This window comes from Pseudomonas asgharzadehiana, assembly GCF_019139815.1.
Lineage (GTDB): Bacteria > Pseudomonadota > Gammaproteobacteria > Pseudomonadales > Pseudomonadaceae > Aquipseudomonas > Aquipseudomonas asgharzadehiana.
In genome coordinates, this window is the sequence record NZ_CP077079.1 from 5,598,134 (window position 1) to 5,614,010 (window position 15,877).

Below are 15,877 nucleotides of genomic sequence, written 5' to 3' on the forward strand. Positions count from 1 at the left end.
CCGCGCGCGTGGTCATACCCCTTTGGAAGTCGAGGCCTGGCATGCGGATTACTCAAGCGACCCTGGAACACCTGGACCTGCTGACCCCCCTGTTCGTCAAATACCGTGAATTTTACGGGGCCTTGCCCTTCCCGGACTCGTCGCGGGCCTTTCTGGAAAAGCGCCTGCGCCGCAAGGAGTCGGTGATTTACCTGGCCCTGGCCGATGATGACGACAAAAAACTGCTGGGCTTTTGCCAGCTGTACCCAAGCTTTTCGTCGCTGTCGCTCAAGCGGGTGTGGATCCTCAACGATATCTATGTAGCCGAGGACGCACGCCGGCAACTGGTGGCGGACAACCTGATGCGCACAGCGAAAAAAATGGCCAAGGAGACCCACGCGGTGCGGCTGCGGGTGTCTACCAGCAGTGACAATGAAGTGGCGCAGAAGACCTATGAGTCGATCGGTTTTCGCGAAGACACGGAGTTCAAGAACTACACCCTGCCGATCAGCGAGGATTAAGTTCGACAGACCAAACACCGCATATCCCCGTGGGAGAGGGCTTGCTCCCAATTGCGCTGGGCCAGTCAGACTATTTATAACTGACCCACCGTAATCGGGAGCAAGCCCCTCCCACAGTTGAGTCTCCAGCGGTTCCCACGCCGTGCACCACGACACTCTTCGCTACAAAACCCACACGCTTTTCACAGTTCAATCCGTATAATGCGGACCTTTCAGGGTTGTAAGAAAATACGGCATACCGGTGTAGCCTTATTACCCGAGCTTCCGCACAGGCCTGCAGAGCCGGGCCGTTCACACAGGTGTCATCCATGGATTTCAACCCGCTCGACCTTATCCTGCATCTCGACGTTTACCTCGACCTGCTGGTAACCAATTACGGTCCGTGGATCTACGCCATCCTGTTTCTGGTCATCTTTTGCGAAACCGGCCTGGTGGTCATGCCCTTCCTGCCGGGTGATTCCTTGCTGTTTATCGCCGGCGCCGTCGCTGCAGGTGGTGGCATGGACCCGGTGTTGCTGGCCGGTCTGTTGATGTTGGCGGCGATCCTCGGTGACAGCACCAACTACGTGATCGGGCGAACCATCGGCGAGCGCCTGTTCAACAACCCGAACTCGAAAATCTTCCGCCGCGACTACCTGCAAAAAACCCACGACTTCTACGACAAGCACGGCGGTAAAACCGTGACCCTGGCGCGTTTCCTGCCGATCCTGCGCACCTTTGCGCCATTCGTTGCCGGCATTGCGAAGATGCCCTACCCGCGGTTCTTCGGTTTCAGCGTGCTGGGCACCATCCTCTGGGTCGGCGGCCTGGTGACCCTGGGCTACTTCTTCGGCAACGTGCCGTTTATCAAGAAAAACCTGTCGCTGCTGGTGGTGTTCATCATCCTGCTGTCGCTGGTGCCGATGATCATCAGCGTATTGCGCAGCCGCTTTGGCCGTACCTCCTCCGAAGCCAAGCAGCAGTAACCGGCCATGTGGTCCTTCAGCGCTTGGCGTCGCCGGCGACTGCTGGCCAAGAACCCGATTGCCGATGACACCTGGCAACGGGTGCGCCACCACCTGACCTTCCTCGACGGCATCAGCGCCGAGCAGGACCAGTGGCTGCGCGAAGCCTGCGTAGTATTTCTCGCCGAAAAACACCTCACCGCACTGCTCGGCGTCAAGCTGCACCAGGAGCAACGCCTGCTGCTCGCCGCCCAGGCGCAACTGCCGCTGATGCACCTTGGCGATCTCGATTGGTACCAGGGCTTCCACGAAATCGTGCTGTACCCCGACGACTTCCTGAGCCCCCAGCGCCATCGCGATGCCAGCGGCGTGGAACACGAGTGGGACGGCGAACACAGCGGCGAAGCCTGGCAACAAGGCCCGGTGATCCTCGCCTGGCCCGGCGTGCTCGCCAGCGGCCAGTGGGAAGGCTACAACCTGGTGATTCACGAACTGGCGCACAAGCTCGACATGCTCAACGGCGACGCCAATGGCTTGCCGCCGCTGCACAGCGACATGCGCGTGCAGGAGTGGGCCAGCGTGATGCAAAGCGCGTTTGATGATCTCAATCGCCAGTTGGACGCCGACCCGGATGCCGAAACCGACATAGACCCGTATGCGGCGCAAGACCCGGCGGAGTTCTTTGCCGTGACCAGTGAATATTTTTTCAGTGCCCCGGATTTACTGGTCAACCGTTATCCACAGGTGTACGCCCAGCTCAGCCGCTTTTATCGCCAGGATCCCCTGGCCCGCCTGATCCATTTGCAGGCGCACGACCCACGTTATCAGCCACAAGACGAATGACCGTACGACGTCTGGCGCATGGCATCGGCGTCAGAATATGCCTATAATCGCCGCCACTTTTAGGCCAATCCGGCCATGTCATATGGCCAACTACGGGGGCAACGCCCAATGAGCTACAGCAAGATTCCGGCTGGCAAAGACCTGCCGAACGACATCTACGTCGCCATCGAGATTCCGGCCAACCACGCGCCGATCAAATACGAAATCGACAAAGACAGCGACTGCCTGTTCGTTGACCGTTTCATGGCCACCCCGATGTTCTATCCGGCCAACTACGGTTTCATCCCTAACACCCTGGCTGACGACGGTGACCCCCTCGACGTGCTCGTGGTGACCCCTTACCCGGTTACCCCAGGCTCGGTTATCCGCGCACGCCCAGTCGGCATCCTGAACATGACCGACGACGGCGGCGGCGATGCCAAAGTGATCGCAGTCCCGCACGACAAGCTCTCCCAGCTGTACGTGGACGTGAAGGAATACACCGATCTGCCGCCATTGCTGCTGGAACAGATCAAGCACTTCTTTGAAAACTACAAAGACCTCGAAAAAGGCAAATGGGTGAAGATCGACGGTTGGGGCAACGCAGACGCCGCCCGCGCCGAGATCATGAAGTCGGTCGCTGCCTATAAAGGCTGATACCTGCTCCTCTTGCCCAGGCAAGTTAAAAAGCCCCGACTGCTCGGGGCTTTTTTATGAAAAAAATTAAACTCCCAGTTAAACGCGTAACACATAACGTTGACCTAAGTTGCACAACTGAAAGATCAAGCCACAACTAAGTAAAAACCTACACGCGCAATTCAACGCATGGTTTATTTGAATGGTTTTTTCGGCCAGTAAACTCTGCGTTTATGAATACATCAGGTGATCGATTAAAAGCGCTGTTACGGGAAGTGCATCTTTCCGCCTCCGACTTCGCCAAGAACCGCGGCGTCACGCCTCAACACGTGAACAACTGGTTCAAACGCGGCGTGCCCATGGGCCGACTCAACGAGTTCGCAGAACTGCTCTGCGTCTCCAGCCGTTGGCTGCGCACCGGCGAAGGCCCCAAACACCCACCGGCCAACTTCCTCCTGGAAGGCCCGGAAACACGTAAAGGACTGCCCACCACCCGCGAAGGAAGCGGAAAGTACCTCACAGGCCCTGCCTGCCCTCCAGAAAAACTCGACGTGGAGATCCCCCTCCACCAAACCTTCACCTCAACCGAACGCATCCGCGTCGCCCTGCACACCCTCGACGCGCTCAACGTAAACCCCGACCGCGCGCTAGGCGCCTACATGGTCGACAACAGCATGATCGACATCATCCAACAAGGCGCCACCCTCGCCATCGACAAAGGCCGCACCCAAATCATCGACGGTGAAATCTACGCCGTCGAACACGACGGCATGCTGCGCATCAAATACCTCTACAACCGGCCGGGAGGTGGCCTTCGCATGCGTAGCCACAACGCCGGCGAACACCCGGACGAATACCTCACCTACGAGGAACGCTTCGAACAGAACTTCACTATCGTCGGCTGGGTATTCTGGTGGTCCACCCTCAACAACCGCCGTCCACCCGTGCCGCTGGATGAGCATCTTTTGGGCTGGGAAGGCTCTAAGTCGGATCCGGAGGTGGGCATTTGAAATGAATGTGGGTATCATGCGCCGCACATTTGGCAGGGGGTGGCAAACGCTTATCCACCCTGCTCGGCGAAGCGGAGGAGTTCCCGCGGATGCCCCTACTATTCAGCCCGACGCAACGTGGGCTGAGCGATTTGAAGGCTGGTGAGGCTTGTCAAAAACAAGCTGAGGCAGTCCCCGAGAAGCCGGCCACAAGCCGGCTTTTTAATGTCTTTTTGAAAGCCACTCTCGTAGCTCCCCTTACCTGCCCAGTCAGGAATATCGCAATTTGCGAATGCGTGCTCACCCGCCAACAGATGCCCACTCTGCGGGCTATCACCACTTATACGTAACCGAACCAATCAAGCTACGCTCATCGCCATACCGGCACGTGGTATTGCAATACAGATACTTCCTATCAAACAGGTTCTGCGCTTTAGCCTGCAGCTGCCAATGGCTGTCCAGATCATAACTAACCAGCGCATCTACCAGCGTGTAAGCCGGAATTTTCCCGTCATAAACACTCGGTGTCGTCCGCGTAGTTCCTATGTAGCGGGCGCCAGCACCCACGCGCAAGCGCTCAAGACCAAGGCTCGCCAAGCGGTAGCTGGCCCACAGGCTCGCGGTGTTGTAGGGCACGCCCTCGATGCGCTTACCTACGTTACTCGCGGTCTTGTCTTCCAGTACGTGGGTATCGGTGTAGGCGTAGCCGGCACTGAGTTGAAGGTTCTCGGTGAGGTTGCCCTTGGCTTCGAGCTCCAGGCCTTTAGAGCGGGTCTTGCCATATTGCACGTAGGTGTTGGTGAGGCTGTCGAGGCTCAGTGAGTTGTCCTGGTCGAGCTGGTAGACGGCGGCGCTGAGCAGGGTATCGGTGCCGGGAGGCTGGTAGCGCAGACCGATTTCGTATTGTTCGCCTTCCAGCGGGGCAAACGCGTTGCCGAAGGCCGGGTTGCTGACGCTGGCCGGCTGGAATGATTGGCTGTAGCTGATATAGGGCGCCAGGCCGTTGTCCGCGAGGTAGACCAGGCCTACACGGCCGGTGGCTTTTTTGTCGTTGCGGGTGGCGCGAGCCTCAGTGGCGAAGGTAGTGGTGACGCTCTCAGCCCAGTCCTGGCGGCCGCCGAGCAGCAGTACCCATTTGTCGTCAAAGGTGATCTGGTCTTGCAGGTAGATGCCGGCCTGGCTGCTGTGCAGGTCACTGCCGGTATCGGCGGCGGTGTTGGCACCGACACCGGTGTATTGCGGGTTGGCCAGGTTCAGCGGCGGTGCCAGTTGGGCCACGGTCGAGCTGATAAAACGGTGCGAATCGTAAGTCTTGTGGTAGTAGTCGACGCCCAGCACCAGGTCGTGCTGCCAGCGCCCGCTGTCGAACGTGAAGTTGAGGTTATTGTCGCTGGTCCAGCCAGTGGAACGCTCTTCGCGGGCGCTGTAGCGGCGCAGCAGTCGGCTGCCACTGACCGACACAGGAATCAGGTAGTCCCAATTGGTATTGGCCTGGAAGTAACGAAGACTGTGGTTGACGGCGAGGTTGTCGTTGAAGCGGTGCTCGAAGAGGTAGCCGAGTGTGTCCATACGGTTGGTGAAGTGGTCGTAGCCGGGTTCACCCACGAACTGGTTGCGGCCGATCTTATAGCCGGCGGTGTTGCTGTAACTGCTGAGTGCATAGCTCATCGGCGGCGAGAAACCGGTATAGGTGTCCTGGTGGCTGGCGAGGACGGTCAGTGAGGTATCGTCGTCGGGTTTCCAGGTCACGGCCGGGGCAATGTAACGACGGTCATCATCGACGTGGTCAACCTGGGTACCGCTGTCGCGCCAAAGGCCGGTCAGGCGGTAACTGAACTCACCCTGGTCATCCAGCGGGCCGCCGAGGTCGATGGTGTACTGGCGGCGGTCGTAATTGCCTAGTTCCAGGCCGATTTCGTGCAGCGGCGTATCGGTAGGACGCTTGCTCACGGTATTGATCATGCCGCCCGGCGAGAGCTGGCCGTACAACACGGACGAGGCGCCCTTAAGTACCTCGACGCGCTCCAGACCATAGGCTTCGACGCTGCCATCGTAAGGGTTCGATTGCAGTTTCATACCATCGCGCAGGATACCCCCGGTACCGGCGCCGACGTTGAAGCCGCGTAGGGTGTAGTCGTCGGCGGTGCGGCTGAAACTGGCGGGCTGGCTGCTGAACCCGGGGGTGTACTTGAGCGCGTCGGAGAGGTTGTCGCTTTTGCGCGTGTTGAGCTCTTCGCGAGTCACTACCGACACGGATTGTGGGACTTTTACCAGTTCCGTGCGGGTTTTTGTGCCGACCGAGGAACGTTGAGCCACATAGCCGGCGTCAGCGGTTTCCCCGCTCTGACGGATTGCATTAATGGTGGTGGCATCCAGGGTCAGGCCGTCACCAGTTCGTTGCACGCTCAAGGCACCGCTTGCGGTGACCAGCACACTCAGGTCGGTGCCCACCAGGCTCTGGCGTACCGCTTCACGCGCGCTCAGGAGGCCGCGCACCCCAGGCGCCTGACGACCTGCCACATCAGCCGGAATAAACAGCACCTGCTGGCCACTCACCTGGCCAATCCCTATCAGAGTCGCGCCCACGGCGCCGGCGGGCAGGTTGAAGTCATAGACGGTTTCGGCCGCTTGCAGGGTAAAGCTGGCCAGGCAGCCGGCAAACACCGGCAAAAGGAGGTTGGGATGCATGAGCGGGCTCGCAGAAGTACGGAAACGAGTGCGCGGAATACGCGCGTCTAACAGGTATGTGACGCAAGCCCGGGATATTTTCAGGGGTGTGGGAAAAAAAACTCAAACACGCTCGATTCGCGTCCATACGCCCAGCCAGTTATCGATGCGCAACGGCAGCACATCCCTAAGCGCGGCCAGCGCGCCACGCGTGTCATCCAGGGCGAACACCCCGGAAATCCGCAACACCGCCGCCGCTGGCGAAACATGCAGCAGCCCTTGGTGGTAAGGCGCCAGGTGCTCAACCACCTGGCCCAGAGACTGGTCATGCACTTCGAGCATCCCTCTGGTCCAACTGCGCTCGTCAACATAACGCGACGGGAGGTCCCGCCAGCGGTGGCCATCGAACGCCAGGCCCTCGCCGGCGGCGAGGTGTTGGCTGTCATGGGGCGTGCGCAACTGCAAGGAACCTTCCAGTGCCCACACTTGTGGCTGGCCGGCCTGCATCGCCAGCAGGCACTGCCCACTGTCGAGCCAGACCTCGCCCCACGGGCACGCCAGCACAAACGGCCGCGCCGGATCACTTCGCACCTGGGCCTGGGCCGCGCCGCGTAACAGCTGGACGTGACGCTGCAGAGGGTTGAAATTCACGTCGACGGAACTCTGGGCGTTGAGTTGCAAGGTCGAACCGTCTTCGAGGGTGAAACTACGGCGTTGGGCCGTTGACGTGCGCAGGTCGGCGCGAAAACGTGCGTGTAACGGCCCACCCGGCATGGTCAACAACTGCCCACCGACAGCCATCGCGCCCAGACCGAGGGCGCCACGCAGCAAACGTCGACGACTGTGCCCGGCATCGCACAGCGCATGGACGGCGGCCTGCTGCTGCACCAACGGTGCCACCGTACGGCTCAACTGCCGCTGCAAGGTCTGCCAGGCATGCAGATGACCAGGGTCGGCTTCGAGCCACAGCATCAATTGCTGTTGCTCCTGCTCAGTGAACACGCCCGAAGCACGCCGTGCATACCACTCGATCGCCTGTGCCGCCGCTGCGGACACTGTCGTCACGGAACGGCTCGATAACATGCAGTCAGTCCCTGCACCACGTACTGATGCACCCGCGTCACCGACACTCCCAGCTCATCGGCGATGCGCGCGTAAGTCAGGCCATCAATCTGGCTATATAGAAACGCCGCGCGGGCCTTGGACGACAAGCCATCGAGCAACTGATCGACCGCCATCAACGCCTCCATCACCACCCAGTGTTCCTCGGGCGAAGGCACGGTCGGCTCGGGCAAAGAGGTAAGGGCGTCGAGATAGGCTCGTTCGATATCATTGCGTCGCCAGCGAGCGAACATCAGCCGCTTGCCAATGAGGCTCAACAACGCCCGAGGCTCGCGAATGGCATGGGGATCCGGCAGCGCCACAACCTGGGCAAAGGTTTCGGCGGCCATATCGGCAGCATCTTCACGACAGTGCAGGCGCAGGCGCAGACGTTCGAGCAGCCAGCTGTGGTGCTCGCCGAACAAGCGGTGGAGCGCCTGCTGGCGGGGATCTTGGTTTGCCGAGCGAGTAGGAAACACAGCGGGAGGCGTCCGTGCTAATGAAAACTATTCTCAATAGTGGCGTGATTGGAGCCTGATTGCAAGAGTGGGCCGGGCTTGGCGGTGCAGGAGCGACTGGTCATCGATGCCAATGCCTGTACAACAGCTCATTCACCTCGCCCACGCCAACACCATCAGCTTACGCACATTGTCGCTTTTAAGTTGACAGTAAGACACCTACCAGCCGATTTATCCCCCCTCGCTCACCCATTAATCTATGCCCATGTTGAACGCAACGCCCAACCAACCTAAACAAAAAAGGATTCAACCATGAGCGCTCCAACCTATAACCGCTTGAACAAAGACGACGCCGTAGTTCTGTTGGTCGACCACCAGACCGGCCTGATCTCCCTGGTGCAGGACTTCTCGCCCAACGAGTTCAAGAACAACGTGCTGGCCCTGGCCGACCTGGCCAAGTTTTTCAACCTGCCGACGATCCTCACCACCAGCTTCGAACAAGGCCCCAATGGCCCGCTGGTACCAGAGCTGAAAGAGATGTTCCCGGACGCGCCCTACATCGCTCGCCCTGGCCAGATCAACGCGTGGGACAACGAAGACTTCGTCAAGGCGATCAAAGCCACCGGCCGCAAACAGATCATCATTGCCGGCGTGGTTACCGATGTGTGTGTAGCGTTCCCGACCTTGTCGGCGCTGGCGGAAGGGTTTGAGGTGTTTGTGGTGACGGATGCTTCCGGCACGTTCAACACCACCGTGCAGCAAGCCGCGTGGAGCCGCATGACGCAAGCCGGTGCGCAGTTGATGAACTGGTTCTCGGTGGCGTGTGAGCTGCATCGCGACTGGCGCAACGATATCGAAGGCTTGGGCAACCTGTTGTCCCAGCGCATTCCCAACTATCGCAACTTGATGAATGGGTATGCGGCGCTGACAGCTCATCAGAAGTAAGTCAGCCGAGATCCGCGATAAGCCTGCCCTGAAAAGCAGGCTTTTGCGCATCTATGCAAGGGCTTGCATAGATCTGAACGCAGACCGAACAACGCTCCCCCCTCCCACCTTGGAAAGCCCTGTTTCCTATGTGCAATGTCGCTATTTTAAGTAGCCCTTGCCCACCAGTTGACGCCGACTTTTACATCCTGCTCGTCAGCCTATTCTGACTTTTCCAACCGTTCATCCAGCCGCTTTTTGCTGCGGCAGACTCCGACGCCTTGCCCTCTGCCGAGACGTCACGGATGACACACGCCTCCCACATTGCCTCTATCGAACATGAGCTGGATGGCTTTCATCAGAGCCTGATGATTTATCGCCAGCAGATGGGCGCCTGGTATTCGCGGGCGCTGGATTCGGTGAGCCACGCGGCAGATATACCGTCCTTGTTGGGGATGGATCGGGTGGTGCGGGTCGGGGACTCGCAGCGTTCGGTAAGTATTTCCGATGCGGATTTTTCCACCGTGGCCCGCTGCCGTGCGGGCGGCGAGCTGAAGATCGAGAGCAAATTCGAGTCGCTGTATGACGTGCCGATTGGCGGGATTGCGGTCGAGGTGGTCGGGCTGGATGACGGCAGCTCCACGCCAGTCATGCTGGATGAGCACGGCAAGGGCTCTCACCACTGCGCTGCCGGCGGGCGCTATCAAGTGCGGGTGCAGGGCGGCGTGTCGGCAGAACAGGTCGATGCACTGTTTGCCTCCTATGCCGGGCTGACAGCGGACCTGGAGCAGTGGCTTCGCGAGCAGTGGCGAACCTTCAAGCCCTATTGGGAACAGTCCACCGCGAGTGCGATTGGCAGCGGCGTGCTGGCGGGCAGTTGGGCCGCGATCATGGACGTGTGGGACAGCGTCAAGCGGGTGCAGGCGGTTCTTGAAGACCCGCTTAAATACGTCGAAGAGCTCGGTGATCAGGCCGCCAAATTGGCGCAAATCGCCACCGACGCGCCCAAGGTCATGGAACAGGCGATGTTGCTCGCCAGTGACGAGGCGGCGCTGTTTCTGCTGGTGCGCACGGCGATGATCTGGTTGGACGCATTGCCGCCCAGTGAGATTGCGCAAGTGGCCGCTGGGTTTGTGGTGTCGCTGCTGATTGACCTTGTGATTGGCGCGGTGCTGACCATCGCATTGCCAGCGGCGGCTGTGGCGTATCTGAGCCTGCGGCTGGCCAGGTACGGCGCGCAGATTGTGAAGGAGGCCGTTGGTTTTGTTCAGAGCGTGCTGGCGATTCTTGCGAAGTTCATGCAAGCGGTGGGTCGCTACAAAGCGGTGGCGGTGCGCGGGGTCGTCGGTGGGGTGAAGCAAGGCAAGCTGCAGATGCGCTGGCGGGCGCGGCAGAACGCGGTGCTGAAGCAAAAAGAGCATGTCGACGATGCGCCTGTTTCGGGGAAAAACCCGAACGGAGATGCGGCGGCTTCGGCGGACAAGACCGTCACCAATGGCTGCCCGGTGTCGATGGTCACTGGGGAGGAATTGCTCACCCTCACCGATGGTGTTTTAGACGGGATATTGCCGTTTGAGTGGACCCGTTTGTACCGCACCAGCGCGGTGGAAGTGGATGTTGGGCTGGGGTTTGGCTGGAGTCATTCGCTGGCGCAGCGGCTTTCTGTTTCGGGCGATTCGGTGGTGTGGACCGACCATGAAAACCGGTCGACTGAGTTTCCACTGCCGACCGAGGCGCGACCGGCGATCACCAACAGCCTGGCTGAAGCGGCGATCTATTTGGGGGCTTCGCCGGATGAGTTAGTGCTGGCCCAGGCCTCGCGGTTTTATCACTTTCGTGACGGGGTGCTGGTCTCGATCAGCGATGCGTATGACAACCGCCTGCGGATTTCGCGGGATGTGGTGGGGCGTATTGCACGGCTGGATAACGGCGTCGGGCGCTCGTTGTGTTTGCGCTATGAACTGGGCCGCATGGTGGCGGTGGATTACCAGGTTCAGCGGGCCAAGGGGTATGAGCCTTACGAATGGATCACGGAACAGAACGTTGTTTCCTACGCCTATGACGACGCGGGACGACTGCTTTCGGCAACCAACGCCGTCGGCGAAAGCGAGGTTTATCGGTACGACGAGCAGCACGTCATTCTGGAGCGGGGCTTGGCCGGCGGGGCGAGTTTCTTCTGGGAATGGGAACGCTCTGGCAAGGCGGCGCGGTGTGTCCGGCACTGGGCCAGTTTTTCGCAGATGGATACGCGGTATGTCTGGGAGGACAACGGCCGCGTGGTCGTGCATAACGCCGATGGCAGTCAGGAAGTGTATGTCCACGATGACCGCGCACGGCTGGTGCAGCGCATTGATCCGGACGGCGCTCAGCACTTCAAATCCTACGACGCCAAAGGCCGGCTGACGGTCGAGCAGGATCCGCTCGGGGCGGTGACGGCGTATCAGTACGACGATGCCGGACGCTTGGTGGCGGTGTTTCCGGGGGATGACGCGCCGACGTCCTACGAGCATGACAACGGCTTCGTACGGGTGGTGCGGCGTGGTGAGGCGGTTTGGAAGTACGAGCGTAACGATCAGGGCGACGTAACGCGTAGGACCGATCCCGATGGTGAGGTGACGGACTACAGCTACAACAAATATGGGCAACTGACGGGGGTTTGGTATCCCGACCACAGTTGTCACCGCCTGGTGTGGAATGAACGCGGTCAGCTCATTGAAGAACAACGGCCCAATGGCGGCGCCAAGCGCTATCGCTACGATGATCTGGGCCGCCAGATTGCCCGCGAGGATGAACAAGGCGCGCTGACCCAATACCAATGGGACAGCGTCGGCCGGTTGATTCGCATCGTGTTGCCAGGCGGTGCCACGCGAGAATACAGCTACAACCCCTACGGAAAAATCACCACCGAACGCGACGAACTCGGCCACGTCACCCGCTACGAATACGCCGACGGCCTGCACCTGATCAGCCGCCGCCTCAACGCCGATGGCAGCCAGGTCAACTACCGCTACGACAACGCTCGGCTGTTGCTCACCGAAATCGAAAACGAAGTCGGCGAAACCTACCGGCTCAACTACCACCCCAACGGCCTGATCCAGCAGGAAATCGGCTTTGACGGCCAGCGCACCGCCTACGTCTACGACCTTAACGGCCACCTGCAGGAAAAAACCGAACACGGCGACGATGGCCGTCAGCTAGTTACCGTTTACCAGCGCGACCACGCCGGCCGACTCGTACGAAAAACCCTGCCCGACGGCAACAAGGTCGATTACACCTACGACCGCCAGGGCAACCTCCTCAGCGTCGACGACGGCCACTGGGCGCTGGCCTACGAGGACGACGCCCAAAATCGCCTCACCGCCGAGCATCAGGGCTGGGGCACTTTACGCTATGGCTATGACGCCTGCGGCCAGCTTCAACATTTACGCCTGCCGGACAACAACCGACTGGTGTTCAACCACGCCAAAGGTGGTCATTTGGCGACAGTTGAGTTGAATGGCGAAACGCTGACCTCGCACCTCTTCAAATCCGGCCAAGAACACCAACGCCAACAAGGTCAACTCCTCAGCCACTACCACTACGACGACCAACACCGCCTGCACGCCCACACCGTCACGCAACAGGAAAACCACCTCTACCAACGCCACTACGATTACGACAAATCCGGCAACCTCACCCGCCTGAACGACACCCGCAAGGGCGAACACCGCTACCGCTACGACCCACTAGCCCGCCTCACCCGCGCCGACCATTCGCAAGACCTGCAAGAACGCTTCGGCCACACCCCTGCCGGCAATCTACTGATGCACGACCGCCCCGGCCCGGACATTGTGGCGGGCAATCGGTTGATGATTCAGGGCGACCGGCATTACGACTATGACGCCTTCGGCAACCTGATCCGTGAACGGCGCGGCAAGGGCCATCAACTCGTTACCGAGTACCGCTACGACTGCCAGCATCGCTTGATCGGCCTCACCCAGCCCAACGGCCAAACCGCGAGTTACCGCTACGACCCGTTTGGGCGACGCATCAGCAAAACCGTCGATGGCATAACGACCGAGTTTTTCTGGCAAGGCGACAAACTGATCGCCGAACACCATGCGGATCGCCATCGCAGTTTTATCTATGAACCGGACAGCTTTCGGCCGCTGGCGCTGCTGGAAGGCTTCGGCCCACAAGACACCAAGCCCTACCACTACCAACTCGACCACCTCGGCACGCCGCAGGAACTCACAGCTCCTGATGGCGAAATTGTCTGGTCCGCCCACTACCGCGCCTACGGCCAAATCAGCCGCCTCGACATAGGAAAAATCGACAACCCGCTGCGTTTCCAAGGCCAATACTTCGATCCGGAAAGCGGACTGCACTACAACCGCCATCGCTACTACAATCCGGATATTGGTCGTTACCTGACGCCAGACCCGGTGAAGCTGGCGGGTGGGATCAACGCCTACCAGTACGCGCCCAATCCTACGGGGTGGGTGGATCCGTTGGGATTAACTTGCGTCTCCGGGAGGTGCCCTGGACAAAGAGACGAAGCGTTAGCGAAAAAACATGGCCCCACCTCCCCGGAGACTAGTGGCGCTATCCGCTCATCAACATATGAACAGGCCGCAAATAAAGCACTAGATTGGCTGCTTGAAAATAACTTCCGCGCAGAAAAGCCAACTCCAAGAAGATTCGGTCCACGCAAAGGGGAGCCAGTGGGAATGCAGACAGCCGACGGTAAGACTGGTTACCGGGTTGAGCATGACAATAAGAATGGCGCCCATATAAATGTTTGGTCTGCGAAGAAAAAAGGACCACACTACCTTTTTGACGCCAGCCCAAAAACCGTATTCAAATTGACTAAAAGGTTCGCGAAAAAATGAGTTACTTTGATGACGAGCTAATTAAAGAGCTTAAGGCCCACAACATCCCCTTTAATATTCTATCTGTGAATAACCACAATTCTATCGTTAGAGAAATCAATGAGCGCATACCTTTCTCAGGAAGCAAAATCGCTTGGAGCAAATTAAAAAAGAGCATTAGCTTTGAGGATGAACTTCCGCACGCAGCGAATTCGCAACTCGCCAAGGAAATAAAAAATGTAGCAACCGACGAAATAGTTATTTTAGGCGATTCGGTTTGTGATGAGGCTTACATCATACATTCCGAAGACTTAGAAGAAGCACTCAGATTTTTTTCAGAAATACCACAGCACACCTATATAACATCTAAGTCATTGGAATGGATTGCATGCATCTCATTCGAAGGACAATTGAACTTCGCTAATCTTGTCTCAGAATAAAAATTCGGGCCCTTGTTAAATCACTCCCATGGCTTGAGCCACAAAGATGGTCGCAGATCTGAACAACCATGAAACATGAAAAAGTTAGAATACTGCAGCACACCAAAACAAAAAAAACAATAGCTAGACGCTTTCCAAAGCTCGTGTCAAGGCACGCCATGAGCATGACAATTCCTGCCAGCAAACCCATCCGCTTCCTGAGAGACCGCCGCAGCACGCGTTATCAGGTCGATACAGCGGACCGCTGACACCCCACTCATTTGCCCCCATCCCCCATGTCTGCTAGTGTCGCGCCGGTTTACCGTCTACCGGAATAGCCGCCATGGCCCGCAAAAAAGTTGCACTCGATTTCGAACAATCCCTCGCCGATCTGCAAACCCTGGTCGAGCGTCTGGAGAACGGCGAGTTGTCGCTGGAGGACTCGCTGACAGCGTTTGAGCAAGGCATCGGCCTGACCCGTGACTGCCAGAGCGCGTTGGCGCAGGCCGAGCAAAAGGTGCAGGTGTTGCTCGAGCGTGACGGCGAGTTGGCCGAGGAACCTTTCGATGCGGAACAGCCGGAATGATCGACGCGTACCAGGCCAGTAGCCAAGCCCGGGTGAATGCGGCGCTGGAGCCCTTGTTTGTTGCGCCAAGCCCGGAAATGAAGCGTTTATACGAGGCCATGCGCTACAGCGTGATGAATGGCGGCAAGCGTGTACGCCCGTTGCTGGCGTATGCGGCCTGCGAAGCACTGGGCGCGCCCGCCGAGCAGGCCAATGGTGCGGCGTGTGCGGTGGAGTTGATTCACGCCTATTCCCTGGTGCACGACGATCTGCCGGCGATGGACGATGACGATCTGCGTCGCGGCCAGCCGACCACCCACAAAGCCTTTGACGAAGCCTATGCGATTCTGGCCGGCGATGGCCTGCAAAGCCTGGCGTTCAGTGCCTTGCTGGACCCGCGCCTGAGCAGTGTCAACGCCGAGATCCGTCTGCGCATGGTCACCGACCTGGCCCTGGCCGCCGGTCCGGCCGGCATGGTCGGGGGGCAGGCGATCGACATGGGCTCGGTCAGCCTCAAGTTGGATCAAACCGCCCTCGAACACATGCACCGCCACAAGACCGGCGCGCTGATCGAGGCCGCCGTGCAGTTGGGCGCCCTGGCCAGTGGTCGTGCCGACGCGGCCCAATTGGCGGCGTTGCAGACCTATTCCCGAGCCATCGGCCTGGCGTTCCAGGTGCAGGACGACATTCTCGACGTAGAAAGTGACACCGCAACCCTGGGCAAACGCCAGGGTGCCGATATCGCACGGGATAAACCGACGTATCCGGCACTGCTCGGCCTGCAAGCCGCCAAGGCCTATGCCCTGGAACTGCGCGATCAGGCCCTGGACGCCCTGCGACCATTCGACGCGGCAGCCGAGCCATTGCGTGACCTGGCGCGGTATATCGTCGAACGCCGCCACTGATAAAGGCCGCATATCGGCCAACTTCGGTGCTCTGCGTGGGCAGTTTGCGATGCTTGAGGTAAACTGCCGCCTCTTCTTATACCTATAACGATTCGCC

13 protein-coding genes are annotated in these 15,877 nt (G+C 59.2%); 10 read left to right on the forward strand and 3 right to left on the reverse strand.

All coding sequences use genetic code 11. The features are described from left to right. Positions 1–41 precede the first annotated feature (41 nt). The 5 genes from KSS96_RS25395 to KSS96_RS25415 all read left to right on the forward strand — a co-directional run bounded on the left by KSS96_RS25395 (position 42) and on the right by KSS96_RS25415 (position 3,912). Complete coding sequence (locus tag KSS96_RS25395) at positions 42–500, forward strand: GNAT family N-acetyltransferase (protein ID WP_017528964.1); 459 nt, start codon at positions 42–44, stop codon at positions 498–500. A 308-nt stretch (positions 501–808) separates the two neighbouring features. Continuing rightward, positions 809–1,465 (forward strand): DedA family protein, encoded by a 657-nt coding sequence (locus tag KSS96_RS25400; RefSeq protein WP_017528965.1) that lies wholly within the window; start codon positions 809–811, stop codon positions 1,463–1,465. A 6-nt stretch (positions 1,466–1,471) separates the two neighbouring features. After that, positions 1,472–2,287 (forward strand): M90 family metallopeptidase, encoded by an 816-nt coding sequence (locus tag KSS96_RS25405; protein WP_217855449.1) that lies wholly within the window; start codon positions 1,472–1,474, stop codon positions 2,285–2,287. A gap of 108 nt (positions 2,288–2,395) precedes the next feature. Beyond that, complete coding sequence (ppa, locus tag KSS96_RS25410; RefSeq protein ID WP_003176323.1) at positions 2,396–2,923, forward strand: inorganic diphosphatase; 528 nt, start codon at positions 2,396–2,398, stop codon at positions 2,921–2,923. Positions 2,924–3,135: 212 nt separating this feature from the next. Next, entirely contained in the window at positions 3,136–3,912 is a 777-nt protein-coding gene (locus KSS96_RS25415) for a LexA family transcriptional regulator (RefSeq protein ID WP_065876724.1), read from the forward strand. A 312-nt stretch (positions 3,913–4,224) separates the two neighbouring features. Here KSS96_RS25415 and KSS96_RS25420 read toward each other — a convergent pair whose 3' ends face one another. The 3 genes from KSS96_RS25420 to KSS96_RS25430 form a co-directional block, all read right to left on the reverse strand. Next, positions 4,225–6,579 carry a TonB-dependent siderophore receptor gene (locus KSS96_RS25420; RefSeq protein ID WP_065876723.1) on the reverse strand — a complete coding sequence of 785 codons (2,355 nt, stop codon included), beginning with the start codon at positions 6,577–6,579 and terminating at the stop codon, positions 4,225–4,227. 102 nt (positions 6,580–6,681) lie between these two features. Next, the gene (locus tag KSS96_RS25425; protein ID WP_223271458.1) at positions 6,682–7,623 is read right to left on the reverse strand and encodes a FecR domain-containing protein; all 942 of its coding nucleotides are present in this window, start codon (positions 7,621–7,623) and stop codon (positions 6,682–6,684) included. Next, positions 7,620–8,084, reverse strand: a complete 465-nt coding sequence (locus KSS96_RS25430) for a sigma factor-like helix-turn-helix DNA-binding protein (RefSeq protein ID WP_241665023.1) — start codon at positions 8,082–8,084, stop codon at positions 7,620–7,622. Before KSS96_RS25430 ends, KSS96_RS25425 begins: the two co-directional genes overlap by 4 nt. 345 nt (positions 8,085–8,429) lie before the next feature. On the opposite strand from KSS96_RS25430, the gene ycaC reads away from it, so the two are divergent. From ycaC to ispA, 5 genes are all read left to right on the forward strand, one after another. Beyond that, positions 8,430–9,062, forward strand: a complete 633-nt coding sequence (gene ycaC, locus KSS96_RS25435) for an isochorismate family cysteine hydrolase YcaC (RefSeq protein WP_017528971.1) — start codon at positions 8,430–8,432, stop codon at positions 9,060–9,062. Between the two features lie 284 nt (positions 9,063–9,346). After that, positions 9,347–13,912, forward strand: coding sequence for an RHS repeat-associated core domain-containing protein (locus tag KSS96_RS25440; protein WP_217855451.1), 4,566 nt, complete (start codon positions 9,347–9,349; stop codon positions 13,910–13,912). Beyond that, a complete protein-coding gene (locus tag KSS96_RS25445; protein ID WP_065879173.1) occupies positions 13,909–14,331 on the forward strand; it encodes an HAD family hydrolase in 423 nt (140 codons plus the stop codon). Before KSS96_RS25440 ends, KSS96_RS25445 begins: the two co-directional genes overlap by 4 nt. Before the next feature lie 322 nt (positions 14,332–14,653). Continuing rightward, the gene (locus KSS96_RS25450) at positions 14,654–14,896 is read left to right on the forward strand and encodes an exodeoxyribonuclease VII small subunit (RefSeq protein ID WP_003176346.1); all 243 of its coding nucleotides are present in this window, start codon (positions 14,654–14,656) and stop codon (positions 14,894–14,896) included. Beyond that, entirely contained in the window at positions 14,893–15,780 is an 888-nt protein-coding gene (gene ispA / locus KSS96_RS25455) for a (2E,6E)-farnesyl diphosphate synthase (protein ID WP_017525996.1), read from the forward strand. The genes KSS96_RS25450 and ispA overlap by 4 nt, the downstream gene beginning before the upstream one ends. The last annotated feature ends 97 nt before the right edge of the window (positions 15,781–15,877 follow it).